This window comes from Enterocloster sp. OA13 (genome assembly GCF_022440595.1).
GTDB classification, from domain to species: Bacteria; Bacillota; Clostridia; order Lachnospirales; family Lachnospiraceae; genus Enterocloster; species Enterocloster hominis.
In genome coordinates this window covers 862,530-889,195 of record NZ_JAKNTF010000001.1, presented here as the reverse complement: position 1 = coordinate 889,195, position 26,666 = coordinate 862,530, and the positions used below count along the sequence as shown (strand labels likewise).

The 26,666-nt window shown below is 43.6% G+C and carries 24 protein-coding genes and 3 pseudogenes; 1 reads left to right on the top strand and 26 read right to left on the bottom strand.

Annotation, left to right across the window (positions count from 1 at the left end):
• Positions 1–87: 87 nt before the first annotated feature.
• The 4 genes from MCJ35_RS03870 to MCJ35_RS03855 all read right to left on the bottom strand — a co-directional run bounded on the left by MCJ35_RS03870 (position 88) and on the right by MCJ35_RS03855 (position 4,577).
• The gene (locus MCJ35_RS03870) at positions 88–1,395 is read right to left on the bottom strand and encodes a sodium/glutamate symporter (RefSeq protein ID WP_025482882.1); all 1,308 of its coding nucleotides are present in this window, start codon (positions 1,393–1,395) and stop codon (positions 88–90) included.
• 34 nt (positions 1,396–1,429) lie between these two features.
• The gene (locus MCJ35_RS03865; protein WP_008722209.1) at positions 1,430–2,125 is read right to left on the bottom strand and encodes an RraA family protein; all 696 of its coding nucleotides are present in this window, start codon (positions 2,123–2,125) and stop codon (positions 1,430–1,432) included.
• A 17-nt stretch (positions 2,126–2,142) separates the two neighbouring features.
• Positions 2,143–3,066, bottom strand: a complete 924-nt coding sequence (locus MCJ35_RS03860; protein WP_025482884.1) for an NAD(P)-dependent oxidoreductase — start codon at positions 3,064–3,066, stop codon at positions 2,143–2,145.
• A gap of 647 nt (positions 3,067–3,713) precedes the next feature.
• A complete protein-coding gene (locus MCJ35_RS03855; RefSeq protein WP_025482886.1) occupies positions 3,714–4,577 on the bottom strand; it encodes a MurR/RpiR family transcriptional regulator in 864 nt (287 codons plus the stop codon).
• Between the two features lie 474 nt (positions 4,578–5,051).
• Here MCJ35_RS03855 and MCJ35_RS03850 point away from each other — a divergent pair, with 474 nt between their 5' ends.
• Positions 5,052–5,267 (top strand): helix-turn-helix domain-containing protein, encoded by a 216-nt coding sequence (locus MCJ35_RS03850; RefSeq protein ID WP_025482888.1) that lies wholly within the window; start codon positions 5,052–5,054, stop codon positions 5,265–5,267.
• A gap of 398 nt (positions 5,268–5,665) precedes the next feature.
• Here MCJ35_RS03850 and MCJ35_RS03845 read toward each other — a convergent pair.
• The 22 genes and pseudogenes from MCJ35_RS03845 to MCJ35_RS03750 all read right to left on the bottom strand — a co-directional run bounded on the left by MCJ35_RS03845 (position 5,666) and on the right by MCJ35_RS03750 (position 26,367).
• Positions 5,666–6,429: pseudogene (locus MCJ35_RS03845) on the bottom strand (IS5 family transposase).
• Between the two features lie 516 nt (positions 6,430–6,945).
• The gene (locus MCJ35_RS03840; RefSeq protein ID WP_025482891.1) at positions 6,946–7,617 is read right to left on the bottom strand and encodes an ABC transporter ATP-binding protein; all 672 of its coding nucleotides are present in this window, start codon (positions 7,615–7,617) and stop codon (positions 6,946–6,948) included.
• 11 nt (positions 7,618–7,628) lie between these two features.
• Positions 7,629–9,113 (bottom strand): hypothetical protein, encoded by a 1,485-nt coding sequence (locus MCJ35_RS03835; RefSeq protein WP_025482892.1) that lies wholly within the window; start codon positions 9,111–9,113, stop codon positions 7,629–7,631.
• A 4-nt stretch (positions 9,114–9,117) separates the two neighbouring features.
• Positions 9,118–9,879: a hypothetical protein gene (locus MCJ35_RS03830; RefSeq protein WP_025482893.1), complete on the bottom strand. Its 762-nt coding sequence runs from the start codon at positions 9,877–9,879 to the stop codon at positions 9,118–9,120.
• Between the two features lie 149 nt (positions 9,880–10,028).
• Positions 10,029–11,321, bottom strand: a complete 1,293-nt coding sequence (locus tag MCJ35_RS03825) for a sensor histidine kinase (RefSeq protein WP_025482894.1) — start codon at positions 11,319–11,321, stop codon at positions 10,029–10,031.
• The gene (locus MCJ35_RS03820) at positions 11,318–12,043 is read right to left on the bottom strand and encodes a LytR/AlgR family response regulator transcription factor (RefSeq protein ID WP_025482895.1); all 726 of its coding nucleotides are present in this window, start codon (positions 12,041–12,043) and stop codon (positions 11,318–11,320) included. Before MCJ35_RS03820 ends, MCJ35_RS03825 begins: the two co-directional genes overlap by 4 nt.
• Positions 12,044–12,321: 278 nt before the next feature.
• On the bottom strand, positions 12,322–12,621 hold the full coding sequence (locus MCJ35_RS03815) for a hypothetical protein (RefSeq protein WP_025482897.1): 300 nt from the start codon (positions 12,619–12,621) through the stop codon (positions 12,322–12,324).
• Positions 12,622–12,763: 142 nt separating this feature from the next.
• On the bottom strand, positions 12,764–13,258 hold the full coding sequence (locus MCJ35_RS03810) for a hypothetical protein (protein ID WP_008722184.1): 495 nt from the start codon (positions 13,256–13,258) through the stop codon (positions 12,764–12,766).
• A gap of 49 nt (positions 13,259–13,307) precedes the next feature.
• Positions 13,308–13,652, bottom strand: coding sequence for a DUF4274 domain-containing protein (locus MCJ35_RS03805; RefSeq protein ID WP_227796323.1), 345 nt, complete (start codon positions 13,650–13,652; stop codon positions 13,308–13,310).
• A gap of 43 nt (positions 13,653–13,695) precedes the next feature.
• Positions 13,696–13,914, bottom strand: coding sequence for a YdbC family protein (locus tag MCJ35_RS03800; protein WP_025482900.1), 219 nt, complete (start codon positions 13,912–13,914; stop codon positions 13,696–13,698).
• 1,085 nt (positions 13,915–14,999) lie between these two features.
• On the bottom strand, positions 15,000–15,581 hold the full coding sequence (locus MCJ35_RS03795; protein WP_008722180.1) for a cadmium resistance transporter: 582 nt from the start codon (positions 15,579–15,581) through the stop codon (positions 15,000–15,002).
• Positions 15,582–15,906: 325 nt separating this feature from the next.
• The gene (locus MCJ35_RS03790; protein WP_240299364.1) at positions 15,907–16,632 is read right to left on the bottom strand and encodes a DUF5131 family protein; all 726 of its coding nucleotides are present in this window, start codon (positions 16,630–16,632) and stop codon (positions 15,907–15,909) included.
• A 61-nt stretch (positions 16,633–16,693) separates the two neighbouring features.
• On the bottom strand, positions 16,694–17,119 hold the full coding sequence (locus MCJ35_RS03785; RefSeq protein ID WP_008722176.1) for a GNAT family N-acetyltransferase: 426 nt from the start codon (positions 17,117–17,119) through the stop codon (positions 16,694–16,696).
• A 397-nt stretch (positions 17,120–17,516) separates the two neighbouring features.
• Positions 17,517–17,642: a hypothetical protein gene (locus MCJ35_RS31590; protein WP_275891750.1), complete on the bottom strand. Its 126-nt coding sequence runs from the start codon at positions 17,640–17,642 to the stop codon at positions 17,517–17,519.
• Positions 17,643–18,078: 436 nt separating this feature from the next.
• Positions 18,079–18,480: pseudogene (locus tag MCJ35_RS03780) on the bottom strand (transposase); the annotation flags it as partial.
• 175 nt (positions 18,481–18,655) lie between these two features.
• A complete protein-coding gene (locus MCJ35_RS03775) occupies positions 18,656–19,420 on the bottom strand; it encodes a Fic family protein (protein WP_025482906.1) in 765 nt (254 codons plus the stop codon).
• Positions 19,421–19,994: 574 nt separating this feature from the next.
• The gene (locus tag MCJ35_RS03770) at positions 19,995–21,047 is read right to left on the bottom strand and encodes a virulence RhuM family protein (protein WP_025482907.1); all 1,053 of its coding nucleotides are present in this window, start codon (positions 21,045–21,047) and stop codon (positions 19,995–19,997) included.
• A 507-nt stretch (positions 21,048–21,554) separates the two neighbouring features.
• Complete coding sequence (locus tag MCJ35_RS31850) at positions 21,555–22,340, bottom strand: VOC family protein (RefSeq protein WP_349118379.1); 786 nt, start codon at positions 22,338–22,340, stop codon at positions 21,555–21,557.
• 282 nt (positions 22,341–22,622) lie between these two features.
• Positions 22,623–23,369 carry an HNH endonuclease gene (locus MCJ35_RS03760; RefSeq protein WP_240299363.1) on the bottom strand — a complete coding sequence of 249 codons (747 nt, stop codon included), beginning with the start codon at positions 23,367–23,369 and terminating at the stop codon, positions 22,623–22,625.
• Between the two features lie 341 nt (positions 23,370–23,710).
• Positions 23,711–23,866, bottom strand: a pseudogene (locus MCJ35_RS32505) (DUF5131 family protein); the annotation flags it as partial.
• Positions 23,867–24,664: 798 nt separating this feature from the next.
• On the bottom strand, positions 24,665–25,507 hold the full coding sequence (locus MCJ35_RS03755; RefSeq protein ID WP_008722141.1) for a hypothetical protein: 843 nt from the start codon (positions 25,505–25,507) through the stop codon (positions 24,665–24,667).
• Between the two features lie 419 nt (positions 25,508–25,926).
• Entirely contained in the window at positions 25,927–26,367 is a 441-nt protein-coding gene (locus MCJ35_RS03750; protein ID WP_081739036.1) for a recombinase zinc ribbon domain-containing protein, read from the bottom strand.
• Positions 26,368–26,666: the final 299 nt, after the last annotated feature.

Below are 26,666 nucleotides of genomic sequence, written 5' to 3'. Positions count from 1 at the left end.
ACAGCCTTGCTGGAAGGAAGTATGAATCATCTAAAGGGTTCTGCGCAAACGCGTCTGTGAAAGACTCGATGGGTGGAAGTTCCCCCACTACCGCTTCCTGACAATAAATTCATTGAATGCAATCATCGCTGCCGATATGGCGGTCCCGATACCTACCAATATCCAGATGTTGTTGATTGCGATTACGGGAAGTATGGCAACCAGGGTGGATGTGACAGGGACAAAACATCCCTGGGCCACTCCGAACGCTTCCCAGCTTTCGGTTTTAACATCCGGATCCACACATCGTGCCAGAGCAAGCCCGCTCGGGGTCGACCCACATCCCGCGCCGAAGAACATCAATGCCAGCGGGAACCAGTCCTCACCAAACCAGCGGCGCATGAGGACCATACACACAAATGACATGAGCAGGATTACCACCAGCATATGAATCATGATCGGCGCAAGATTGTTTGCGAAAAAATTCAGGTCCAGGGTTGCTGTTGCCGAACAGATACAGATTTCAAGGGCCACTCCCCCAATATTGTCTATGGTGTCCGTATCGGCATATTTATCCAGGTGGGTTTTCCGTAACACAAACCATACGATGATTGCGCCTACAATACCATACAGAAGGGATGGGATATTGCTGGCCGCCGGGATGGCTTTTGCAACCGCACCGAAAATCACGCTTCCAATCCACATGCTGAGGAATACAAAACACATCTGCAGCGCCAGGCCATTAATGGAGTCAGAAGCAACAGTTGCATGCCCCAGCGGTTTCTGCTTATCCCTGGGTATATAGTCATTCTTCCTTTCATCCTCCTTGTTCTTGGCATCCGGCAATGCCCTTGCCCATCCCCTCCTGACGCCGATGTTAACCCATACCATTCCTACCACCATGGCAACAATCAATCCCAGCGTCGCAAGAATCAGCCCGACACTTAACATCCCTTCTATCCCAAGTTCTTCAAACAGGGTTCCCGAAGAGGTTGCTGCCCCATGGCCGCCCCAGTAGGTAAAGACCGTCATGACACCCCATTCCCTCGGAAGTCCTGTCCATATCTTCTGAAGCCCCAATGCTGCCAGGATTCCGACTGCAAGCTGTGAAAAATAAGACAGCAGGTTGGAACTGATTGCCCCTGCAAAGGACTTCATCTTTGAAAGGCTGATGGATATGCCGAAAAGGGTTGTTGTCAATACAATATTAATCATCGGAGACGCCATGCTGGACCAGTTTTCCGGGATTTTAATAAGTCCCAGTACCTGCGGTCCCATGACCAATGCAAGCGCCCCGCCAATCAGGCCTGACGGCAGGTACAGCTTACGCAGTGGCTTAACCACTGAGCGCAGCGCAACACCTGCAAGCAAAAAAAGAAACAGATACATTAATTCATTTACTGCCGTAGTAAACATAACATTACCCCCAATATTCTGATATTACCCCATTTTAAAATTCCATATATTCCACATATTCCACACCAAGGGATTTCATCTTCTCATCCACCCATGGCCGTATATAGGTACCCTCTTTTTCAATTGTCTCAATTATCCTCAGTTCATTTTCATGAAGGGCGTTTACCTTTTTCAGCAGCTCCTCTGCCTCAGAAGGGCGGATGAATATGACGCCGTCCTCATCGCCCAGGACAATATCGCCCGGATATACGGTCCTCCCACCGCAGACAACCGGTGTATTAACCTCCCCTGGTCCATTTTTATAAGGGCCATCAGGCGTCACACCGCGGGCATATACTGCAAAGTCTGTCAGGTCCTCCATTGCGCCCGCATCCCGGATGGACCCGTCTACTACAATACCATTAATCCCACGCTTCCTGCAATATGTAACCATCAGTTCCCCAAAGATGGAACGCCTTGTATCCCCTCCCGCGTCAATCACAATAACATCCCCTGGTTTTGCAAGGTCCATGGCCACATGGAACATCAGGTTATCACCCTCCGGTACTTTTACGGTAAATGCGGTACCAAGCAGACAGCTCTTATTAACCGGACATATATCCTCATGGACCGCCGAGATACGGTTCATGCAGTCATCCAGATTGGCCACTGCCACACCTGCGAACTTCTCTACCAGTTCCCTTGCCGGGCGCTTAAAATCCTTAACAACCACGCATCCTGTTTTGTTCATTTTCTTATCCTCCTCATTCATACCACACGGTTTTTTACTTCCATCCCATCAATTACATGAAATACCCCTTCCACTACCTCCATCCCCATCCGGTAAAGCGCTTCCTCTGTATTGGCTCCGATATGGGGGGTTGCACAGAAATTGTCAAGGGTCATCAGCTTATTCCTGCCATTAGGCGGTTCTTCAACAAATGCATCGCATGCAGCAGCCCTGAGCCTTCCCTCCTTTAACGCCTGATACAGATCATCCTCGTTCACCACGCCTCCCCTGGCAGCATTTATCAGGATTGCATTTTTCCTGAAATGCTCAAAGTTTGCTGAAGAAATCATGTTTTCTGTTGAAGGCGTCAGCGGGACACTGATGTTCACAATATCCGATACCTCCAGCATATGGTCCAAATCTTCAAACTTCTCAATCCCATAGGAATCAGCCTGCCCGTTGGAACAGTACGGATCATACCCCACAAGTCTGGCATTGAAACCATTTTTCAGGATTTCCCCCATACGCCGGGCAATATTCCCCATGCCCACAAGCCCCACGGTCTTGCCTGTCAGTTCAATTCCTGTCATCTCCGGCGGCGCAATACATGGAAACCCTTCCCCCCTGCTTCTTTTATCGCACGCCGATATATTCCTGCTTATATCCAGCATCAGCCCCACAATCAGTTCTGCTACGGAATTGGTATTGGCAAAGGGAGTATTAATGACGGGAATCCCTAATTCCTTTGCAGCGGCCAAATCTATGGTATTACAGCCCACGCCGTGTTTCCCTATCACTTTTAGGTTCACGGCCCGGGACATGATGTCCCGTCCTATATGGACGGTGCGTAATATGATTCCATCCACATCCTGTATACGGTCAAAACTATCCGTTATCTCTGCGCGCTGCCTGATTAAGCGGACCGCATCCGGATGTATGTACTCACTTAAATAAATAAGCATTACTTCATCTCCTTTTGTTTAACTGGGTTTATGTTTTCAAAGTTGTGCATTCTACAATTATCCGGATTATTTGTAGTGTGTTTTTCATTTCGTACAATAAGTATAATTGTTGTGTGCACTACTGTCAATATCTAGTTTGTAGTATATTTTTTAACAATGTTAATTTTTGTAGTGTTTACGACATCATCAATCCGTATCTCTATGAGTACTTTTTTATTGCTTATACTTCTCAGTGCTCCATCCTGTCTTTCATAATAGTGACAGTACTGAATATTTTGTCCGTCTGCAAGGCGAAGGAAGAAGGGTGTAGTATGCTGGTGTGGAGTCCCTCTGCTGTGGAGTCCCCCTGCTGTGGAGTCCCCCCCTGCTGTGGAGTCCCCCCCTGCTGTGGAGTCCCCCTGCTGTGGAGTCTCCCCCTGCTGTGGAGTCTCCCCCTGCTGTGGAGTCTCCCCCTGTCGGCTGACAACAACATGACAGATGACAAAACAGGCTGTACTGCTGCTGTTAATTGGATAAGGTACTGACCTTTAACATAAATTCTTTCATTTCAGATATGTGCCAGAAGATTGACACAAAAAAAACAAGCCGGGAAAATTCAGCTTGTTTTGTCACCTCACTACAAAATGTTAACAATTCGTTCATATATTTTACAATACCAGACGGAATCCTTCGGTCACAGTATCACGCTCTTTTGCCCGCTTTCTATATTCATCCTTATTTTTTCGGCACACAAGGGTTATGATGTATTCAGCAATCATATCAACCCCAATAGCGGAGTTAAAGAAACTCATATGTGATGTTTCCACTAAAAGGGCAATATCCGCATATTGGACCATGGGCGCCATCAGGCTGTCCGTAACCACACAGATCCTGGCCTTATGTTCCCTGGCCATGTTCACCAACAACATATCAATCTTATAATAACGTGCAAAAGAAAATAAGATGAATATATCTTCTGAATCAATATCCTGCAGCGCGCCCACCACTTCTGTCTCACTGCTGCCGGGCATCTGGACCACTCCCTTAATTGCAAATCCCAGCAGTCTGGTAAAGTGGCTGGAAACCCCCATACACCCCCTGAGCCCCACTACATATTTTCTCCTGGATTTGATGATCATATCAGCTAATGCTTCATAACTCTCCAGGGAATTCTGCTGAAAGGTCCTGGTAATATTATAGTTCATCATCTCCACAAAGGAACCCGGAATGTCATCCTCCTGGTATCTTCCCGTCAGCACATCAAACCGTTCCGACAGCTGCATGTTCCGCACAGATGCACTGGTTTCCCCAATCAGGGAATTATATATATCATTTTTCAGATCCGTAAAGCCCAGATATCCGATGGCCCTGGCAAAACGTATGATGGACGCGTCACTGACCCCGATTTCCTTCGCCACATCCATGGATGACATATTGCCGATCCGTTCCTGATTTTTAAAAAAATAGTCCGCTATCCTCCGCTGCTGCGGTGTCAGCTTTGCTCCCTTTAATCTATCTGATAAACGATCCATTGGTCCTCCTCATAACAAAACTGCTTGGCCTGCCTACTTCGTATCTCCGTTGTGAATTCTGTTATAAGTATATCAAAAAGGAGTAACCACTACAATAGATTGTGTCTGATAATCCTGTGTATTTTCTGTATGGATTGTCTTGTATCAGGCACAATTGGATGCCCCTGGTATATCCGGTTAATCCGCCTGCAGGTTACCGGTTATTCAGCCTCAGGAAAATCCTTACCCGTGTTCCCTTATCTGCGGCGCTCTGTATCCGCAGGTATCCTCCACACAGTGTTTCAAGGCGTTGTCTGACATTCTCGATTCCGGTCCGAGGCCAAGATTACTTTATTTCCACGTTTGCATTATACACCCTGTGAGCTTATTTATCAGCTCTTAATTTGTAAAATAATACACAATCATTAAACCTATATGTTGTGAAACAGCATCAAACGTTTTATAATCAGCCTATAAGCTGATTGGAGAATGGATATGATATATAATACCCCAAAAGAATTGTTGTCTGAGATTAAACATATAATGGACTTAAGAGACATCCCAATGAAAGATCTTGCGTCACGTTTAAATGTATCCCAACAAACAGTAAGTAAGATTTTCGGAAAATCAAATCCACAATTGTCTACGGTTTTACAGATATGTGAAGCTCTTAATATTGCAATGGACATTAAGTTTGTCGATAATGAATAATATGTGAAAAAGGGGGACACGGGATATATTGAACACATACCCGGATAATTTATGAAACAATGCCCATACTGCGGAAGCGATCTTCCCAATGAAAAAGATATATTTTGTGTCAAATGCAACCATATAATTGATGATGATTTCCTCCTTCGAAAAGAAATCAAAAAAGAACTGGAATCCATGAGTCCGACAAAAATGAAAGCAAAGGATATAAAGAATCATAAACAGCCATCTGTATCCAATCACCGTGACAGCGACGATTATGTTCCCATAAATTATAATGAAAAAAAGTCATATGCCAATATAATTTTAATAGCCATTGTAGTGGTATTCATCTTATATATGCTTTTTAAATAATATAGTACTGTCCTAGAGCGTGTTTGAAAATTATATATCCTTAGTCATTTTAACCAAATTAAGATTGAAGCAATGCATATGAACCCCAGATAGGTACTGGCCAGTTTATCATAACGTGTCGCGATTCTTCGGTAGGCCTTCAGTTTTAGGAAAAAACATTCTACTAAATGTCTTTCCTTATAAAGCCACCAGTCACAGTGACGCTCGAACCGGGCACCTTTTCTGGAGGGTATGGTAGGTTCCCCACCGTGGTCATAAATATAATCAATCAGCTGATTACTGTCATATCCTCTATCAGCCAGGACCTGGCTACCATTCAGGCTGATTTGTTCCAACAGTGGGATTGCCATATTGATATCGTTCCTCTGCCCCTCGCTCAACCGTAGATAGACTGGGTATCCATAAGCATCTACGATTGCATGGATTTTTGTGCTGGCCCCGCCCCGGCTATGGCCAATCAGATTTGCTGGCCCCCTTTTTTAGCTCCGGCACTATGCTGATGGGCTTTTACAATGGAGGCGTCCATACTAAGCTCCTCTAATTCGGCCTCAAGACTGAGTACATGGAAAATATTGTCCAGAAAGCCATCCTCAATCCATTTACGGAATCGGCTATAGACCGTCTCCCAAGGGCCGTAACGCTCCGGGAGATCCCGCCAGGAAGCGCCACTGCGTGCAATCCATACCATAGCATTGAGCATCGTGCGGTTATCCTTAGAAGGACGGCCAGGCCGGTTCGATTTTTCAGGAGGTAATAAAGGAGCAATTTGATTCCATTCCTGGTCAGTCAGTTCATATCGCTTCAACATAACGAACACCCCTTTTTCTTTTATTTTAACATGAAAAAGGGCAGTGAAACATATGTTTTGTGCAACTTTTAATTTTCAAACACGCTCTAGGACGTAATGCTTTGGTAAGCTTCGTCCTCCTCCTGGCTGGTTCCGCTCTATTCCAATACACCGGGCAGCCCTGCCGTGGTTTCCACTATGGTTTTGTCCGCTTCATCTGCGTTTCTATCCGCTTTGGAAGGTGGGGATAATTATTATCACCATCCCCACCAGCAGAATCGCCACAATGAGCCTGGTGGCTATTAATAATCGGTTATTGGCATTATCCTTAATGCCCCCTTTCCTTCCTCCGTGGCTTCTTTCCATATGACGGTTCTTTGTTTCAAAATCAATTCCATATAGGCGTTTTAGCCAAATACAGCAGGCCATGTATTATCTGATTGCAGTCCAAATGCCATCCATATATGAATCCATAAAGATAAATCTGCCGGCGCTGTCTATTTCCCAACTGCAGCCTCAGAATGGCACACCTTCTACTCAGCCACGAAGCTGCTTCTTCATTTCTTCACTGGATAGAAGCCCCAGTCTGCCCTCATCTATGGTATAGATGTGGGTGCAAAGTGTTTCCAAATCGTTATAATTGTGGGAAGTCATCAGTATGGTCCGCCCCTCTGCCTGGAGGATCCGGATAATCTCCTTCGTGTCATTGTAGGTCTTGTAGTCGAGTGTGTTAAAAGGTTCATCTAAAATTAAAATATCCTGATTTTCCATAATGGCCTGTGCGATACCCAGCTTTTGTCTCATGCCCAGGGAATAATGTTCCACCTTTGTTTTATCCTCGGGGTCGAGTCCTACCTTTTGCATGGCAGAACGGATTTCTTTCTCACCGGCCACGCCGCGGATCCCGGCCAGATACCGCAGATTCTGCAATCCGGTATTGAGGCCGATGAAACCGGGGGAGTTTATCAGCACCCCCACGTCCTCAGGAAAATCTCGTTCCTTGCCCAGGGCCTGTCCCCTCACATAAACCTGTCCGCTGTCCGGGATTAAAAAGCCGCAGATAATATTGAACAGGACCGACTTTCCACTCCCATTGGCCCCAACGATGCCAACGGTGCTTCCCTTCCCAATATCCAGGGATACATCGGACAGAACACGCCGTCCGGAAAAACTCTTGCTCACTTGATTTAATGAAATAATAGGTTCCATAGGTATCCTCCTTAATGATTAAACAGCAGCTTGATGCCCCGGCTGTAAAGCCAGAGGATCAGGACCAGGGAAAGGGCCGCCAGTAACACAGCCGCAGCCGCTCCCGGGATGGTTCCTCCTGTCTGCAAAAGGTTCAGCCGCGCCAGGCTGGAAATTCCTGCCGGGAGCCACGAAATGGGCAGCAGACAAAGGAAATGCAACAGCAGGACAGCCACAAATCCAGCCGTTGCCTGCCCCGTCACGCAGAGGGCAGACAGGATTATTAAGAATTGAAATGTAACATCCAGAATTTTCAGCCCCACTACAGCTGCGGTCAGCCCCATATCCGGAGAAAAGCCCAGCAGAAATGGAGGAATGACAGCCCCAAGGGCCAGCAGACAGCCATACGCAAGAATCCAGAGAAGCCCGGTATAAAGAAGCGCCCCCAAAAGCCCGGTCCGCCGCCGCAGGCGGACTGTCAAAAAAGCGGAGCGTTCCCCGGCCACCTGGGTGCAGAATACTCCCAGGGGCCACAGAGGAAGCAGTTCCATTGTCAGCAGCATCAAAAGTCCCATCGGGTAAAAGTATCCGGTGCCGTGTCCTGCAAACAGGCGGATCAGCCAATCCGTACTATCCTCCGGCGCTCCCTTGGAAATCCAGGTCCAAACCGTCATAAGGAGGATCAGGCCAATCAGCAGCAGCCAGTTGTTCCCAACAAACAGGCCCCTGAGGTAATAAGAAGCCAGACCTTTTCCACCGCGCCTGGAAACGGAAAACCGCCATCGCCATCTTCGGGTTACAAGCCATAGCATTCCAGCCACCAGAACCGCCGTGGTCACAGCGGTCAGCAAAAGGCGCCAGGGGTAGGCCAGATTGTGGAGCAGAAAGACCCAATGGTTGAATCCGGTCAAAAACACAAAGGGCGGCCGGGACATAACCGGCAGCTGAATCCAGAGCACTGCCAACAGATAAAACGCCATGAGCAGCCTGACCGCCAGGGCGCGGCTGCAGAAGTGGCCCAGGCAAAGGGCTGTCAGGGCAATCAGGCAGTACCCCAGAAGTATCTGCCCGGCACAGCAAAGGATTGCGGACCACGGCGACGGGAAGATTCCTTGCAGCAGCGTAAATACCTCCCGCCACGGACCTTCTGACGCTCCCGGCCAGCTTCCGGCGCAGGGAAGCCCCAGGCCGGAGAGCAGGATTGCGGCCATCTGACCAAGCCAAAACAAGGCTGCAATCACTGACAGCGCCCGCCATTTATGGAAAAAGTAACGTCCATAGGTCCCATACCGTGTCAGCACCAAAAGCGTGTCGTCCTCCATCACGCCGGTACAAAGAAACAGGAAAACAGGCAGCACAGCGAAGGTGAAATAGTATTGGTCATTCAGGACTGCCAGTAAATGAACCGGAAGTGAGCTTTGCGCGCCCACCCGTTCACTCAGCCCGAACAGAAGGGATAGTCCAAACAGCAGGAAAAACCTCCCCGGGCCGGCCTTCCCACATAAATGGCGCGTCATGGGATTACACCTGGTAAATGGAGCGTTTCTTCACCTTCTGATAATAAAACGCCACCAATCCCATCACAATACACATCAGCGCCGGCCCCGCTATGAATGATGTGGCATGGACTGCCGGAGCGCTCAGGCTGGCAGGCTCAAAGGCTGTTACAAAGCGCAGTCCCGGCGCGTCAAGGATTGCCCAAAAGAAATTCTCCAAGATGACATAGATGAACGGGCCTGTCAGGATGATGAATACATTGCTGCCATAAAGGGCCAGTACGAAACCAAAGGTCATGGTCAGGACGCCCAGCAGCCCCTTCCACAGGGAAAGCAATAATGCATAGAGGACCGGCGTTTTGGCGTAAAGGTTTGAGAAAACGTGGGCATAGCCCTTGGGTATGGGCCAAAGTTCCTGCGGCGCCCTGACATACAGCGCAAACAGGGCGGAGATGAAATAGGGTATCACAAGAATGATAAATGCGGATAATGCACACGCCCCCCACTTTATAGCCAAATAACGGCGTCTGCCGATCCGGGGCAGGGTGTAGGTCAGAAAACGGTCCCGGCGCTCATAGTAAAGCTGCCAGCAAATCGGTATGGTAACAAACAGGGGAAACAAGAGGCTTAAAAACTCCGTGCCGATTTCCCATGGGTCGAGTTCAAAATGGAGGGTATACCCCCGATAAAGAGTGCAGGAAAGAATACAGGTCAGCAGCGTGAGGAGACACGTTGTGACAAGGACCGGTCTGGCTATCTTCTTCCCTTCCAATATAAAGTTTCGCATGTCAGCACTTCCTTCCAGTTGATTTTTATTTATCTGCACCTTTATATTAGCATCTGCCGTCATAAAAACAAGACCGCGGGAACAAACAGGGGTTTTATGGGAACGAAACGGTCCGCCCATAAAACCCCTGTCATCCTATGCTTCTATTTTCATGAAACCAATACCCCAATGGTGATATAGGGGATTCCGTTGAGCCAATCGTTGCCGGTAATGATTTTGCCTCCATGCCGTTCCACAATCTGGCGGACATTATACAGGCCATATCCATGCCCGGCTTCCCCCTTTGTTGACCAGCCCCGCCGGAACATCTGGATAAATTCCACATTGGTCAGGGCCGCGTGGGGATTCAAAACAGAAAAACGGAGGCTGTCCGCTTCCTCTATTGCCCGGGCATACAGCACATCTCCTGGCGAGGCGGCCTCGATGGCGTTGTCCAGCAAAATGGCAATCAGCTCCACCCAGTCAGCCTCAGATAAGGCGCGGCGGAGAAACGCGCCTGCAACCGTCACTTCCACACGGACCTGTTTTAACTCGGCCTGTTTCATTTTTCCAAACAGCAGGCCGCTGATTACTTTACTGTCACATTTTAATAATTCCCTATCCGCGCCATCCAGCCTTACATGCCGAAGCAGGGATGTCACAGCTTCCTGCGCTTCCTGTAAATCGTGTGCAGCAGAAACCGCTGCTGCAACTGCCATCATCTGATTGTTAAAGTCATGTTGACGCGCCCGCACCTGTTCAATCAGTTCCTCCACCAAAGGAAGATACTGCTCCAACATCGCGGTTCTCCGCCGGGCCTGCACACGGTGCTGCCGAAGAAGCATGACAATCACGTCGCAAACCGCCAGCATCCCCACCGCTCCCACCGTCACCGGAAGCCAGCGGAGCATGACAGAAAAGTCAAACCGAAACAGGAGGAGCAGCAGCAAAAGCAGCAGGGCCGTATTGCTGCAGACCATACAAATGACTGGATCCCCATCCGAGAGCTTCTCCCGCAGCCACCGGAGCGCCCCCGTGCCCCAAAGCACCAGCCAGAGGCCGAGGGACAGCGCCCGGCCCGCATAGAGATACCACACTGGCTCCGCCGGATTGCACAGGGCCAGGAACAATAAGCAGAGTTCCCTCAGCAGGAGATACAGCGCAAAGGCGGCAACCGTACCGAAAAGCGTATGTCCCTCGCTCTTTTGAAACCACAAACTGTTTAATAACAGCACGCCGAGGAAAAAAAACAGAAACGATACGATTTGATCTACCGGGAGCACAGCATATGCCATGTCGGTGTCGTGGTCCCCAAGACCCAGGCGTGAGAGCAGGCAGACACCTGTGAACAGCAGCGGAATCAGCCGATCCAGCTTTCCCCTTGACCGGCCCAGCAGCCCGAGGTTTAAAAGAGACAGGAGAAGCCCGTCTAATACACTCTGCAAAAAGATAGAAATAATCATGGCTGTCCACGCTCAAACACTGCTTTCTGATATTTCTCACCAATCGGGACTGCTGTTTTGCACCCCTCCAAGTAAAGCAGGCGGTTTGCCTTGTCTATTTTATAAATATGAACCGGATTGACTAAAAAGCTCTTATGGCATTGCAGCAAACGGTTCTGCGGCACCATGTCCAGTAGCTTTAACAGGCTGTAACCAGAAATCTGGTCGGTTACCTCGCTTCCTCCACTTTGTGCCGTGTGGATTAAAAGCCTTTTTCCAAACGATTCAATATAAAGGATGTTTCTGATTTCATATTCGAACAGAAACTGTTTCTGCTCAATCCGAAGGATTTCCGGAGCCGCCTGCATCTGCGCCCCCATCTCAAGAGCTGCTTGGAATGTCCTTTGAAATTCAGCCTCCGTGAAAGGTTTTACCAGGAAATCGTAGCATTTGATTTCCCGGTAGGCAGACAACTCCTCCCCTGCCAGCTCCGTGGTAAAAAGGATTGGCGTAAACCGATACTCCGGCATGGAGCGCAGCTGCCTTGCCAGTTCGGTCCCCCGGTAATCCAAAAGCTGTATATCTAAAATGAACAGATCTACCTTATTTTTCGATGCATACGAAAAAGCCTCTGCCGCCTTTGCAAATGCTGCAAGTTTATGCTCAAATGAGCTGCTTTCAATGTACCGGCGCATGAGTGCAACTGCGCCCGGCTCGTCTTCAACTAATAAAATAAGTCCCATAGGATTCCTCCCTTCAATTTTCTATGCAACTCCCCGATAAACGGGAAGCTGCGTTACTTGCTACCCACACCGTGGAAGCAGTAAGGGTACGCCAGGCCATGTCAAATCCGGCATGGAATCCAATTTGTTTAAATACACAAATATCGTCTGTCCGCGGCGCCAACTTCCTGAATCAGGTTTTCTTGTGCATAAAGTAATATGATAATATCCCGAATCGATTGAAATAATTTGTTCCAGAGGACACTCCGCCCCCCACTCTGACAACCAGAACAAATCAATCACACATAACTTTTCGTCTTGAATATCAATGCCCAAGCGAATCGCAACAGGAAATTCTGCCAGCAGGTTTTCATCTGGATATCCCGCTCTGAACTTGAGTATGTAATTTCCGCTACTCCCTGTACAAAAGCCCACCACACATCCCCCTTTTTGATGTGCTTTGCCACATCTTCCGGGTTTGAATATTCTTCGTTAAGGAAGTCATAACCTTCAGGAATATCCGTATTCGTTTTAGGTGAATAAAACACAATCCCCATTCCATCGGTCGTTAGCTGAATGTCTTTTTCCCTAAACTTCATATACCAATAATCTCCTTTGTGCAACTCCCGATAAATGGGAATTTTGTAATTTCGTCTTATATCCCTTGTCTATGGTCCTTAATTTTAGTAGTGATGGAAATAACAAAACTGCGGTAAAAAACAAGCTAATAAACCATTTAATCTAGTCATTCCACAAATCAGGGGTATCAGATGCTTTTGTGTACCGGAAAGATGAGTCATTCGGAAGGTACTCCCATGTTGAATCTGTAAAAGTAACAGTTGCTGTCTGTCCATCGCCCGTAATAATGCCGCTGATTGGATTCCCTGCAGCATCTGTCGCTGTAAAAAGCAGGCCATCAGCAGTCAGTTCTCCGACACCGTCCTCCAGTGAAGTCAGGCGGTAAATCCCTATTTGTACTATATATTTACCATCGCTGCCTTTGGCAATCTCAAGATTAGGATTTTCAACATCGCTGTCCAAATACTCTCCTATATAAATAATATCATCTAATAGATTATCATTTTCTTTTATTGGCCCTTCCCCGTTTTCCTTTGCATCCACCGCAATCTCAAAAGCCGTTGTACTGCCTTTCAGTTCTTCGTTATTTTTATCTGCTCCGCAGGCAGCCAGGCATAATGTTACAGCAATGAATGGTATCAAACCTGTCTTTTTCATTCTTCGTTTCCCCTTACAATACCGATTTGTCAGTCTGATAAACATAAACTTATAAGTCTGTCAGGAAAATCTCTGGAACCTGTTTTTTCCTGAATCTATATTTCTGTACCTCATTCAGCGGGTTGGTAAAGGGGGTATCTGTTTTTCGAAATTTGTGATTAAGTATATCACGATACAGAGTCGTGATAAAGGGATTCCAGTTCTGTAAAACAGCCGTCTTGTCTGATTTTTCCAAATAGCTGTAACCGTCAGCCAGATAAAAAATTTCTAAAGCCAACGCCAAATCACAGTTGGAATCAGAAAGGATTTCTTTTGGTACTTCAAATCCGTCATCCCAATTATATTCCCTCAACATACTTTTTAAATCAGAATATAGCATTTTGCTTCTTATCACCTTCCAGGTCTCCTCTCTGTCCAGCGTCCCTATAAATGGGGGGTTAGAATACCTCCATTTCATTAAGCAGGGTTTTTAGTATTGCCATTTGCCCTGCCGTAATTGTTACTCCTTTTCCATATTCTGTATGTCCATCATTCCAGGTCCGTATGTCATAAACAGGCTCCCTATCATCCCACGAAATAAGATTGAGTTCCTTTATCCACCCATTGTTTACTTGCGATAGGCTGCCGATATGCTTATAAATTTTGTACTTTTTCATGTGAAATGTCCCTCTCATAAATTTTCTTTCATCGTACCGTCCTACCATTCGTTTGACACCTTAATTACCTTATCTAAAAGACTGCAATATATAATATCACAAACTTCTTTTAATCTGCTACACCGTAACAATATCAACTTGCTCTGCATTTTCTATATTACTTTTGATTATCTAATCTCCTGTTTTACATTTAGTTCACACAGTCCAACAAATTTAATGTATATGTCAATTTGGAAAAGGACATTTCTAAAATGGAACGCCACAAGCATACTTCCATCCTTATGGAAACAGATTCCTTGTCTAAGAAAGACTGTCATTTTTTATAATCCATCCTCAACCCAATCCCGGCCTCATGGGCCTGCATCTCCAGACTGGCTGTAAATGGCTGCCTGATACAGTTTAGCAAACAGTCAACGCAACTCTTCTGAATAACATTATAAACGGATTTTCCCATTCCAGAATGATTTTCCGTCTCATCTCCACAAGTAACATCAATAAACCGCTTTCATCTCTCCTCCTGTTCTAAAATTATATCATAGATATGAAGATTTGAAGATGCCATTTACATCCTTAGATAAGAAACCTTAGATAAGAAATATAGTCTTAACTCAATTAATATCAGCTGGAAACCCTCATCGTTTATACTAATAACTTTATTCTTAACATCAGAGCTTACTCTGTATTTCACTAAATCTTTACTTCGATGGCTTTACGCTGCACAACGGCTCATCTTTCGTTATGATTAATCCTTACCAATCATCGGCACGATAAATTCTACGTGTATCCAAATATCTGAATCCACTCCAGCGCAGCCCGCATGGACTACATACCTGAGATTTTAACATTGACTACAATATCAAAGTTCTTTAACATCCGCCATAAAAGAGTCACTGCTTCACATCCTATCTGTCTCATCAAACCATCCACCAAAACAGAATGAACATGAAACCCGAGCTTGTCATAGCAAGCTGCCGCCTGAGGCAACAAACCCACATGGAAATTGCAGGCCGTATAGCGATTGGTTAACAACAAACGTAGGCATTGCTCCTGGCAGGGGGAATCCCTCTTTTGTTGTTGAGATATCCTCAGAAGAGATAATTCTTTGCAAGAATGCTTATCCCCAAGGCAATCAATACAAGCGGGACAAGGATATGTTGGTAATGGGTGATTTTTTTCTTAATATATGGGTAACTTGCAAGCCGGAACCCAAGATAACACCATAAGGCAATCATCACTGCAAAAACAGATAGCGTAATCATAAAATCTGCGTGGGTATATCCGCTGAATAAAGGGACATATACCCCGATATTATCTGCCCCATTCGCTATTGTCAGCAGGGTAACGCTAAAAAAATTGATTTGAGTCTTGTTCTGCGTTTCTGTTTCTGATTTATCCTGTCTGCATCGGCAGTCCCTCCAAGAGCGGATACCAAGGAGCAGCGGCAGGAACCCCAAAAGCCCAACATACTGTGGAAGGATGATCTGTGTACCCAATGCCCCCAATGTTCCCAAAGCGCAAAGACACCCGATTCCGAAATACTGGCCGGCAATTATCTGTATGACCCTCTTGGAATCCAATACCTGTGCATAAAGTATCATCAGTACAAAAATATCGTCGATGTTGGTGCTTACAAATGATAGAACTGCAGTAAAAAAAGTCGTTGCCATTGTCTATATCCCTTCCTATCTATCAGGCGGCATGGCGAAAAAAATAAGCCCACGCACACAAAACGTGTGTATAGGCTTACATTTCCAGTTCTAACCACCAAAGGTGGCTGACTTTAATATCATTAAAGATATAAACTGCCCCCGCCCTATACGGATATCATTTCTTGCGTAGTATAGCATATTTTGCAAAGCACCACAAGTAGGAAGCGCGGGATAATCGCCACGAAAATGCTTTCCTCATAAATGCTTTTTCATTTGTGGTGTACACTGTGACACAGGAAAAACTGCGCCACAACCTTGACAGTCCATTGGGCAGCTATTTTGTTCATCCGTATTTATAATTTAACCCGGCCTTCTGCGCCTGGCTCATCTGATCCTTCCGGTCTATCAAATACAATTTATTCCCCTTCTTGAACCTTGCCCCGGTCTGCTTAAACCAGAAAGGCACATCATATTCCACACACTGCTCCATGGAATCAAGTATCCAGGCAAAGTCACAGATTCTTGCCTCCGGTCCGGATTCCCCGCCGCAGGTTACCCCTTCTATCTTCCCTGTAGCCAAATACTTCCGGATATCAATCTGTTCCAGCATTGGCTCATGAATGATTGTCCGGTGTTTGATTGGCAAATCCAGAAAAACAGGGAGGCGGTAATCGGCCCGGTCCTGATTCTCACAGGTACAGCAGATGGTCACATTCTCATATCCGCTTCCCCAGTCTTCCGGCAATCCCACTGCAAACCGATGGATACGTTTGGTAATAATAACAAAGTGCAGATTCCCCCGCCGGCGGATGATATCCCATGCCTCCGGGCGCCATGCATCTGCTTCATCCAGAAAAAAATCAGAAGTCATGCATGTGTACACATCCTCACCCTTCAGCTGCAGCTTATATTCATTCCTGCGGTTACATTTAACCGGCATATCAAAGCTGGAGGTACGGGTTACAATACTGCTATCCTTACCAAATTCAGCATCCCTCCGATAAACATAGCAATTCGCACAGCCTGGGCTGATTTTTTTACATCCATGCCATGGATTCCAGGTCGCCATACCACTACCTCCGGTTTCCTCAACCAAACATTCCAGGAGTACCCGCGCTCACATCAACCCCTTATTGTCCGTCTTCATAGACCATCAGGCATTCCGTCTCGCCAGTTTCTTTTTCTGTCATCTTCTCCCATACCTTGAACCCCTCTGCCAGATAAAAGGACATCGCTCCGGTATTCTTTTCAAACACATGCAGGGACAGCCGCTTCTTCTGTTTCACTGCTCCAATCAGCTGATGGCCAATTCCCTGCCCCTTGTGTCCTGCCGCCACAAAAATCCCTTCAATGTAATCCGCATCCATACCGATGAATCCCAGGACTTCTCCATCCTCCTCGTACACATATACCTCCGCATTGGGCAACACTGATTTTACGGAATCGAAATTTTTCTCCCAATACCCTGCATCTATAAAAGAATGGGCCTCCAGATTTCCCTGTAACCATATGTTCATAATCTTGTCTAAATCCCGAAATTCAAATAATCGAATCATTCCTCCGCCTCCCTGTCCCTCTATTATATCGGACCAGTATCTATTTTGCAAGGCCGAAAAGAACATTTGTTCTTTTTTAAATTCTACTTTTCTTTCCTCAGGGGCTGTGGACACAATGTTGGACCTAAGCTGTTCCCCCAGACTGCTCCTACAGTTTAGCGGACTCGTTCCACCTAAAGATAGCTTAATACAGGTTTCATTGTACCAGTGTAGATGTTAATCTAATTCCTCATCTGGAATCGAAAACCCTGTGGTATCCGTAATCCACTTGATGTTTGGCCTGGATGCCCTGAAATCACATTGGATTAGATTTTCCACCTCTGGACTGATTTCATCTGGTTTCTTTCGAAGGGATCCCTGATAACAATAACTGCTTTTGGCCAGTTCCTCGTTCTGCTTATTTTGAAGACTGATGGTTTTCTTCCTGCATAGATATAATCCTTGCCTGATATTCATTCTGCTCCCTAAGCCCTTTCAGTAATCCTTCAAGTGATATCGATTTCTGAGGCCGGTTTTTCTTCATTTTGCGCCCTCACATCCTGTCTCCAATATAGCATAAGCAAAGATTTTAGGAAAATTACTGTATCTTATCAATTGTTAAACCTAAAATGACGGTGTATAGCTCCGGAGAAACGTACGTGAAACAAAGATAAATATGGCGCGTTGTCCACATAAATTCATCTGGCAGGTACATCTGTGGATACTTCAACATGCATAGAACCCAATTGAAAAAGATACCCATTTTTTTGCTGGGTTCCTAAATGCAGCCACTATTTCTGGTAACTCAATTATTATATGAGTAGGATTGAAAATGCACCACACAAATGATATAATTCCCGTCTTTGACAGTCATTTTAACAAAACACCGCTATAATGCCCATTCTATCAGGGTTTTACAGCGGTGTTGTTCCGTTTTGATATATAGTCTTTTTCCTGTTTTTAGGAAGCGTTAAGGAATTTTAACTAGCTTGTCTTCTTTTGCTCATTTTCTGGATTTCTCTCATCCTGCTTTTGGTGAGGAATTCATAGTCGGTTTCAAAACCGCTTATTTTGTGCAGTCCATCTGTCAATTCCGTGGATTCGTATATAGGGATAAAACCCTGTCCCTGTACATCCGCAAAGGCAAAGCCTCTTAGGGCAGAAAGGATTTCCCCGCAGGTGTAACGTTTATTAAGCCTGTTCTCCAGACACCGGTAAACGAGTAATGCTAAAAAACAGATGAGGAAGTGGGCTTTGATGCGGTCCTCCCTTTGTACATACACAGGTCTTGCGGCAAAATCCGTCTTCATGATCCGGAAACAGGTCTCTATCTGCCATCTGCGTTCACTTACCTTTAGGATCTCTCCCGAATCATCTTCAAAGCAGGAATCCTCCGTTTTGCTACTCAAACCGGGGGATTTCCCTTAAGCTGACCACTTAATTCCACCTATCTTTATCAACGAATCTTCCAACCATATAACAACCAGAATTTTGGTATTTAAAAAGCGCCAGACACATCCCTGCATCCAGCGCAACACCATCATTGTTTAATTTTTCCTATATGCATGGGAACTGTCCCATCTCCTGCCCCGCTCCTGCCATCTCCAGATAACAGTCCAGTTGATGCACTGTCAGATTGGCAACCATCTCTGCAAATGGGGCTAAGTTCCCTTCTACAGCATATGCTTCCAATGCATTGAAATATTCCAGCCTGTTTTCCTTTGCTATCGAAATAGCAGGAAATCCATTTGCCATCAACTGATAGTTCATAAGCAACCGGGATGTCCTGCCGTTTCCATCCGGGAACGGATGTATGCGCACAAACTCCGCATGTGTCCAGGCTGCAAGTTCAATCTGGTTCAGCTCCCTGCCCTTCCATGTAAGGTCCGCATAAAAATCCTTGACCTGGGAGTACATTTCATTGGGGGATGGAGGCGTATGTTGTGCACCCGATATATATACATCAACATCTCGGTAGATACCTCCCACAAATATATTCTCCATCAATATAGCGTGGATATCTTTGATGATTCTTTCATTCAACGGCAGTTCTTTTGCAATGCACTCCTTCACATAACGGTATGCCTTCTGATGATTCACTGCCTCATAAAGTTCCCGGAGGTGTTTGCCCCCAATGGAAATCCCATCTTCCAGCAAAACCTTGGTTTCTATAAGGGTCAGTGTATTACCTTCAATCGCTGTGGAGTTATGGGTATATTCTATCTCAAATGCCTTCTCATAGCTTTGCAGGGTAAGTTCCGGAATGGAATCCCTTACTGCCTGATACCGATTCCTTTTCTGAACAATTCTCTCATAATCCATAGGTTCACCCCTTCCTTGTACCTGTATAACTTACAGTATATCACAGATTAACCGGTTAGTAATCATTGATTGACAGCGAATTCCGTCATCATTCCCCCAGGAAATCTCAGTATTCCCCATTATAATTTAATCTTCAGACCATACCAGTTAAACCATAATGGCAGCATATCTGCCTACTTCAACCTCATCAACCATTTCCCAATATCATACTGCTTTTTGAAAATTGCTGGTTATCATCCCGATAACCAACAATTTTTATCTTTTTTTAATTCTATATCTTATCATACAGCTCATCCATTCTTCATGCAGGTTTTAGGGAAATACCGCGTTCCTATCAGTCTCAAATCAGATGATATCATTAAAACCGCTATTTTCATGGTTCAGAAACACAGCTGTTTTTTTGTCATTTCAGGTCCGTTTTTCGTCTCAAAACCACAATATATTGTGGTATTTATTCCCATTTTCTTATCACTCCACAAGTGACATCAATGTCACCACCTCCACATTTGTTGAGTGGATAATAATGATGGCAGGAGGACATACTTCTCCCTTAACGGAAACGACATAATTATCTTTAAGCGTCATTTTGATCCGCTTGATGTTCTAATTCTAACAAATACTTATCATAGTCTGAAATAAATAAACGATCCTGAACAATACGATATTTTTCAAACTCAGTCCCTGCATGAAGCTTTGCCTGTTCTGCACTGACTTTTCCCGGCCCCATCAACAACTCGTTCCCGTTAAACTCCAGGAATCCATCAAGGCGCTTTGCCCAGTCCTCCATACTCATTGGTATTCTTCGTTCTGCCTGTAACTCCGCATAGTCGAGATACAGTGAAACGATTCTCTGTAAATAGGACATTTCCTTTTCGCTCAGATAATTCTTAGCAACGGTAACATCTGCTTTGACAATTTTCCCATCTGGCGCTGATTCCCATGTTGTCAGGCCCATATGTTCTTTTTCTGCATTAGCACGCTCTACAATCAATTCTGCTGCTGTATGCCGATGTACAGCCCAATGCATCTTATTCTGCACCATTTTAAAAAACTGCCGTGTAGTCTTAGCGTCTTTATCATAATCAAACGCTGTGGCATATAAATCAGTAACCTTCTGATAAAACTTGCGCTCGGACAGGCGTATCTCACGAATATAATCCAACTGACGTTCAAAATACTCATCGGTGAACATATGCCCTTTTTTCAGGCGCTCTTTGTCCATCGTCCAACCTTGAATTGTGTAATCCTTAACGATCTGACCTGCCCATTTGCGAAATCTTACAGCGCGGTCGTTGTTAACTTTAAAGCCGACTGCAATAATCATCTGAAGATTATAATGAATCACTTCGCGATTCACTTGACGAGAACCTTCTGTTTGAACTATCCGGAATTTCCGGATAGTTGACTCCTGCGCCAGTTCGTCATCTGTATAAATTTTTTTAATATGTTCATTGATTGTCCGCACATCCACATCATATAAAGTCGCAAGCATTTTTTGTGTCAGCCAGATATTCTCATCCTCATAACGCATTTCAAAACTATCGTTGCTATCCCCTACTGAAGCCACATAAGTCAAATACTCCGCGGCAGAGCTGTGTATTGTAATATCATTCTTCTTTTTTGGCATAAACAATCTTCCTCCCACGTTTTATTATAGTTACTTTAGAAATCAATATAAGTGTCTTTGAGTCACGTTCTAATTTTCCTTTTTCACAGGTGCTTTTTTATATCTGTTGAGCTTATCAACTTATCTCGCTAGAATAATTCGGCTGTTTGCTTCAGGATAGTGACCACACATTTTCGTTCTGTATATTGACCTCAATTTTTTTCAAACCATCATCCTGATCAATCATACCCTATATTCTATTGATACTTATATACAGCATTTTCTTAAACCATTGAAAATTTATATTTTTTCGACAGCAAACAACAGGTTTCAACATTTCTTGTTGCATTGTTTTTGATGACGTATCAGCATTCCGCTCCCTTGTTAGTTAATCATCAACCTTCTTATAATTTATGCTTTTGACATTAAACAACAAGTTGCGACATGGCTTGAGTATACAAAAAGACTTCTGCAAAATGTGGCTGTGTCTTGCCGAAAGCCGTAATTTAATGATATACTTGTCTTTCATTACTGCTTATCTCCGCACCAGTATGATGTCAAATCACCAAGCATTACTGTTTTCCACATTTCAGCATCTATCAATATCTCTATATTCCTACTGTCCCTGTCAAGCTGCATCATATACCCATGACAGGCTTTACACGGCACATCTACGGTTCCATTTTCCTTAACTACGACAATCTTACTGATTTTGCTTTCGCCGTTTGTTATCATATTGACCATTGCATTTCTTTCGGCGCACATCCCAAGAGAAGATACGGCATCAATGCAAACACCGGTATAGATGTTCCCTTTATCCGTCATAATTGCGGCAGCTACACCACCCACCCGAATAAAATCAGATAGTTTTTTATCATCAGTTAAATTTTTTGCACGAGAATAAAGCTCTTGCCATATTTTATCTTCAACAGTCAGCCACTGCTTCATTCCGAATATAATTTTTCTCCCATCGCTATCACATATCGAAAATTCAAGGTTATGGCAATCTGTTATATGAACGCGCTCAATAATTTCCACACCAGCTGCTTCAAACTCATCCTGCAGTTCCTGCTGTGCATCTGTTATAAAATAAGCATCCTCACCATAACCGTATAGTTCTCGATTCGGAATTGCCCGTTGCCCATTACTTGCCTGTATGAGGACTACCTCTACAGAAGAACGATAAAGACAAATATGTGGTTCCTGTGACTGCAAATAGTCAACTCGTCTAAAGCCTAGCTTCTTATTATAAAATTCAGCCGTCTTTTCAACATCCAATGTTGAAAAAACAGTAAGTGATGAATAAATTTTCATATCTTTCCCTTCCAACTATATCCTTTTGTCAATCACCATAAACGCTTTAATCAACCTAATAATTCATTTTAATTTTTAGATTTCAAAAAATTTTTAAACTTTATATTTAGCTATTCCTCATTTCATGATATTTAGTCAGAAAAAAATCAACTTTCCATGCTTATAATATATTTGTTACCTTATATGTAAATTTTTCTCCTCCCACTAAAGATAATCCATCTTATTTTGTAATTTCACTATTTCATCCTACTTACTTTTGGAATATAACATCATTATGGTACTCTAAAAAACGCTTATCAGGAGCAAATTTACTTGGCATTTTAATTTTTTTCCCGCAAATTCCAATAACCAATCTTCCATATTATTACCCTTTAGTGAATGTTTCAAAGCTGATGAAATAATAACTCTATAGTCGGTCGTGATACTGATTAATCCTTTATCAAATGCTTTATCATGTAAAGCATTTAAGGATAATCCATTCATAGGATTTGTTCTTTCTGTTTTACTATCTGAATCTTTCCATGGTTTTATGTGGCTGGCTATAAGCAAATCAGGAATAGCCAGGCCAGTAATACAACACCTATTATCATAAGAGTTCAATACAGCCATTCTAAAAAAATGTTGCCCAATCCGGTTCCGAACTATCTGGTCTTTTGCTTTCCCCTCTGGTAACGTCTGAATTTCAGCATCTGCTAAAATACCCTCAACCGCTTCTTCTTTTTTTCTTGCCAATATCTTTCTGGCCTGAAACGATAATTCTTCCCAATCATTACTAAACTCCCCCCATACTTCCTTATCCAGCTTGCTTCCATGAGCCATTGCTGTAACATTTCTTTTTTGCAATTCTGGATCAAAGTGTGCCAAATTATGCATCTTTAAAGCTACTGAACCTGGTGAACGTTCTAAAAGAGTAGCCAACTCAATTATCTCCTTGTTAGTTGAAGATATTTTTCCAAATGACATCTTACAATATAAATCAAATGCTAATATAGTTTCCTCTTTTGACCATTTAATCCCTCTTCTATCCATCTTTATCTCCAGCTTTATGTATTATTCGAAAGTCTGATTTTCCCATATATCATAATCAATATTAATGTTTTCCATCTTTAATTCAAAAATAGCTTCTTAATACTACTATCACAAAATACAGCGATTCTTAATTATTTCTTCTTGATTTGGAAAAACCATTTTGCAAAAATCGTTAGTAGTCATTGCAATACACTATATCCTTAAAAATATACGAACCCATATCCGTCTTTGCCTTAAGTTGCCCATATATATCTTAGCATTAATTATTCAATAAATACACACGTTCTTAATGCATTTATATCTTAAACTATTTTATCAATATCAAGACGAGAATGTAGCTTTCAGTATCTATAATTCACCCTGGCTTTCTGCGCTTGACTCATTTGATTCTTCCAATCTATCAAATACACTTTATCCTCCTTTTTGAATCTTGCTCCAGTCTGATTAAACCAGAATGGCACATCATATTTCACACACTGTTCCGTGAAATCAAGTATCTGTATGCTTCTGGGCATACTTACATTCTATAAAAGAATGGACTTCCAAATTTTCCTGCAACCATATGTTCATAATCTTATCTAAATCCATAAATTCAAATAACCGAATCATCTCACAGCCTCCCTCTCCCTATTATATCGGTTTAATCTCTATTGCGCAAACCTCGAGGGAACATTTGTTTGTTTCGTATTAAGTCACATAATTGCAAGCGCTCCGTTAAATAAAGACGTTTCAATCTCACTCGTCCACTCCATACGCCTCGACAGAAACGATAATTCAGCTAAAGTTTGACTGGTTAAAACAGTTCCACAGATATAATCAGGCAAATTGCCAACGGACGATACCACCACCCGATTCCATTGCATCTAAGACAGCAAATGCCTCATCCTGTTCTTCTAGCGAGGATAGCAGCTTCAGCCATCCCCCTGCTTTCCTGATAACAAAAGAGGTTGACCGCTTTTCAATAATTTCCTTTTCTCACATTACCCTATCCCCAAATATGCTGTTTCATTCCATCGAGTCAGCTCATACCCAATCTTTTTACATGGATTCCTATGCTTCCAACTTATAACTTTCCTTATTGAATTTATACTCTGTCTCATGAATAATATATTTTACAAAACTCTATGCCTCTGATTCGCTTGTGTCATGGAAACAAAAACTGTATTCCGCGATGACTTCCTCATCTCCCCGAAACTCCATGTTTTCACTGTCTGGTATCATATAGTCGCCATTAATCGCTTTCAGAAATTTCGGAATATTCTTTTCAATTTCTTACTATAACAGAAAATTTGTCCTTACTTTCCCTGTTTTGCCCTATTCCATTCAATTTTACCATATATCCGCATAATTTCACTTAGGTTTTGAATGTGTGTTGAAGCAAATAGCATATTTTTATTATAGCATTCCAAACCTTCACTTTGCTCTCTCTTCATCCTTTCACAATCTTCTTTATTATAATATGTATATTCATCCTTTTGGCATAAGTACGACTCCCGCTCCCCCTCATTATTCATATACTCACATTCACTACATTTCGCAAGTTCCTTTCTACACCTATCAGCACTTATACGATTAAAATGGTAGCTCACCATTTCATTATATAAATCATCCACAAATAAAACTATTTTATCATTTTTACCTTTATTCGTTTTTTTATCATACAAATCACAGGCCATTACTTCATTTGAACCATCATTGTCTGGTCCAAAATACAAAACAAATAAGGACTTTTTTTCCTGTACAGTTTCTAAATTTTTATTTATTTGCTCGATTTCTTTCGATTCAATATACCTGTAGCATGCTGTTATTAATTCTGCTGTTGCTTGACGAACTCTTTCTATCCATTCAATACGGGCACTGGCAGTTAAGTTTGCATCAATCGCTGCTTCTGCACGTTTATCTTCTGAGGCTTGTAATTGCCTAGCTATATTTTCGTTTGCTTCACGGTTCTTTTTATCACATTTAATAGTCCCGTAAATAGAAACAAAAGTAGCTGCAACTGCCAAAAGAGCTACGCCTAATGTGCCAATCTCTATCCAGGATATGGATTGATTAGATAAACTGGCAACATATGTATCTAGATTCTCAATTAAACTGCTAATTTTTTCAATTAAAATTTCAATATCTGTATTCTCCATAATATATCCCCCTCTTATAATAATTATATTTTTTCTTGAGTATATTGTACCATTTATTTATATAAAAAACAGTTGTTATTGCCGATGGTTCATTTAAATCATCTGCCAACAATAAAAACCTCAGCATACATCTGAAGGTTTTCAGCCAAACAGATTAATTCAATACCAGATTCCCGTTCTCCTATCAGCTCCGATATCCTGTGCCAGGATACCGGTCATCATTCCCTATGGTTCATTCTCCTATGTACATCCTTACATTGAGATTTCCATCACCTGACCGGATTTTAGGGTCATATCGTATCTATCCTTTGATCTTATTTCTATCTTGTTTATCAGCCTGCGTACCATCGCTTCATTATACTCAATAATGGCTTGCAACCGCCTGCTCTACTTCTTGAAGCAGGTTATCCCTGCAAATCTTATGGTACAGTTTTATTTTTTTCATACGCCCCTGCAATGCTTCTGATTTCCTCCTGAATGATAACCATCTTCTTTTGAACACGTATTTTATCAGGTGCCAGGTCTGATGCGTCTAACCCTTCATAATACTTCAACCTAGCAGATAGTCCCACCAGAATCCGTTCCAGCTGCTCATAGGTATAGGCTTCATAAAAGATAGCAACATTGTCCAGCATCCTTTCCTTTAATATTTCATCCTGCCCTTTTTCCTCCGGCAATAAAGTCCGTATGGCCTTCATGATGCTTCCCTGTATGTCCCGTTCCGATATGGTCGGGGAATTATGGCAGAATTGTGTCTCGTTTTCCAAACGGCTACTGCACCTCCATACCGGTACTTTCCGACCCTGACGGTTTGTCCAGGTGACCCTCCTAAAGTAATGACCGCACTCCCCGCATACCATGATATCTGCCAGGGCGTATTTGGCCTGGTGCTTTCCACTGGTCCTTGTCCTGCTTTTGGACTTTTTCTGCTCCGTGAAAGCCCGCCTTGCCGCCTTCCCTTCCTATACAGCGTTACGAGTAATAGAAAATCCCCTGGTTCACTACCCAAACCAGGGAATCTCATCTACTCTTATGCGTTTTTACCCTTAAATTCACAGCTGGAAATCGGCTGATTTTCACTGTTATTCCACTCAAAAGCCATAACGTATAGTGGTTAAACATGCTTCTTCATCTGAAAAACCATAACATATTGTGTTTA

Bases quoted from the DNA above. Each gene is read 5' to 3' on its own strand.
- MCJ35_RS03825 (WP_025482894.1), bottom strand. From the start codon at position 11,321: ATGATTATTTCTATCTTTTTGCAGAGTGTATTAGACGGGCTTCTCCTG.
- MCJ35_RS03855 (WP_025482886.1), bottom strand. From the start codon at position 4,577: ATGGATCGTTTATCAGATAGATTAAAGGGAGCAAAGCTGACACCGCAG.
- MCJ35_RS03810 (WP_008722184.1), bottom strand. From the start codon at position 13,258: ATGAAAAAGACAGGTTTGATACCATTCATTGCTGTAACATTATGCCTG.
- MCJ35_RS03830 (WP_025482893.1), bottom strand. From the start codon at position 9,879: ATGCGAAACTTTATATTGGAAGGGAAGAAGATAGCCAGACCGGTCCTT.
- MCJ35_RS03840 (WP_025482891.1), bottom strand. From the start codon at position 7,617: ATGGAACCTATTATTTCATTAAATCAAGTGAGCAAGAGTTTTTCCGGA.
- MCJ35_RS31590 (WP_275891750.1), bottom strand. From the start codon at position 17,642: ATGAAGAAAAACCGGCCTCAGAAATCGATATCACTTGAAGGATTACTG.
- MCJ35_RS03800 (WP_025482900.1), bottom strand. From the start codon at position 13,914: ATGAAAAAGTACAAAATTTATAAGCATATCGGCAGCCTATCGCAAGTA.
- MCJ35_RS03795 (WP_008722180.1), bottom strand. From the start codon at position 15,581: ATGGCAACGACTTTTTTTACTGCAGTTCTATCATTTGTAAGCACCAAC.
- MCJ35_RS03835 (WP_025482892.1), bottom strand. From the start codon at position 9,113: ATGACGCGCCATTTATGTGGGAAGGCCGGCCCGGGGAGGTTTTTCCTG.
- MCJ35_RS03860 (WP_025482884.1), bottom strand. From the start codon at position 3,066: ATGCTTATTTATTTAAGTGAGTACATACATCCGGATGCGGTCCGCTTA.
- MCJ35_RS31850 (WP_349118379.1), bottom strand. From the start codon at position 22,340: ATGAAAATTTATTCATCACTTACTGTTTTTTCAACATTGGATGTTGAA.
- MCJ35_RS03870 (WP_025482882.1), bottom strand. From the start codon at position 1,395: ATGTTTACTACGGCAGTAAATGAATTAATGTATCTGTTTCTTTTTTTG.
- MCJ35_RS03755 (WP_008722141.1), bottom strand. From the start codon at position 25,507: ATGGAGAATACAGATATTGAAATTTTAATTGAAAAAATTAGCAGTTTA.
- MCJ35_RS03815 (WP_025482897.1), bottom strand. From the start codon at position 12,621: ATGAAGTTTAGGGAAAAAGACATTCAGCTAACGACCGATGGAATGGGG.
- MCJ35_RS03850 (WP_025482888.1), top strand. From the start codon at position 5,052: ATGATATATAATACCCCAAAAGAATTGTTGTCTGAGATTAAACATATA.
- MCJ35_RS03775 (WP_025482906.1), bottom strand. From the start codon at position 19,420: ATGGATTATGAGAGAATTGTTCAGAAAAGGAATCGGTATCAGGCAGTA.
- MCJ35_RS03750 (WP_081739036.1), bottom strand. From the start codon at position 26,367: ATGGTATGCGGGGAGTGCGGTCATTACTTTAGGAGGGTCACCTGGACA.
- MCJ35_RS03770 (WP_025482907.1), bottom strand. From the start codon at position 21,047: ATGCCAAAAAAGAAGAATGATATTACAATACACAGCTCTGCCGCGGAG.
- MCJ35_RS03785 (WP_008722176.1), bottom strand. From the start codon at position 17,119: ATGATTCGATTATTTGAATTTCGGGATTTAGACAAGATTATGAACATA.
- MCJ35_RS03865 (WP_008722209.1), bottom strand. From the start codon at position 2,125: ATGAACAAAACAGGATGCGTGGTTGTTAAGGATTTTAAGCGCCCGGCA.
- MCJ35_RS03790 (WP_240299364.1), bottom strand. From the start codon at position 16,632: ATGGCGACCTGGAATCCATGGCATGGATGTAAAAAAATCAGCCCAGGC.
- MCJ35_RS03820 (WP_025482895.1), bottom strand. From the start codon at position 12,043: ATGGGACTTATTTTATTAGTTGAAGACGAGCCGGGCGCAGTTGCACTC.
- MCJ35_RS03760 (WP_240299363.1), bottom strand. From the start codon at position 23,369: ATGGATAGAAGAGGGATTAAATGGTCAAAAGAGGAAACTATATTAGCA.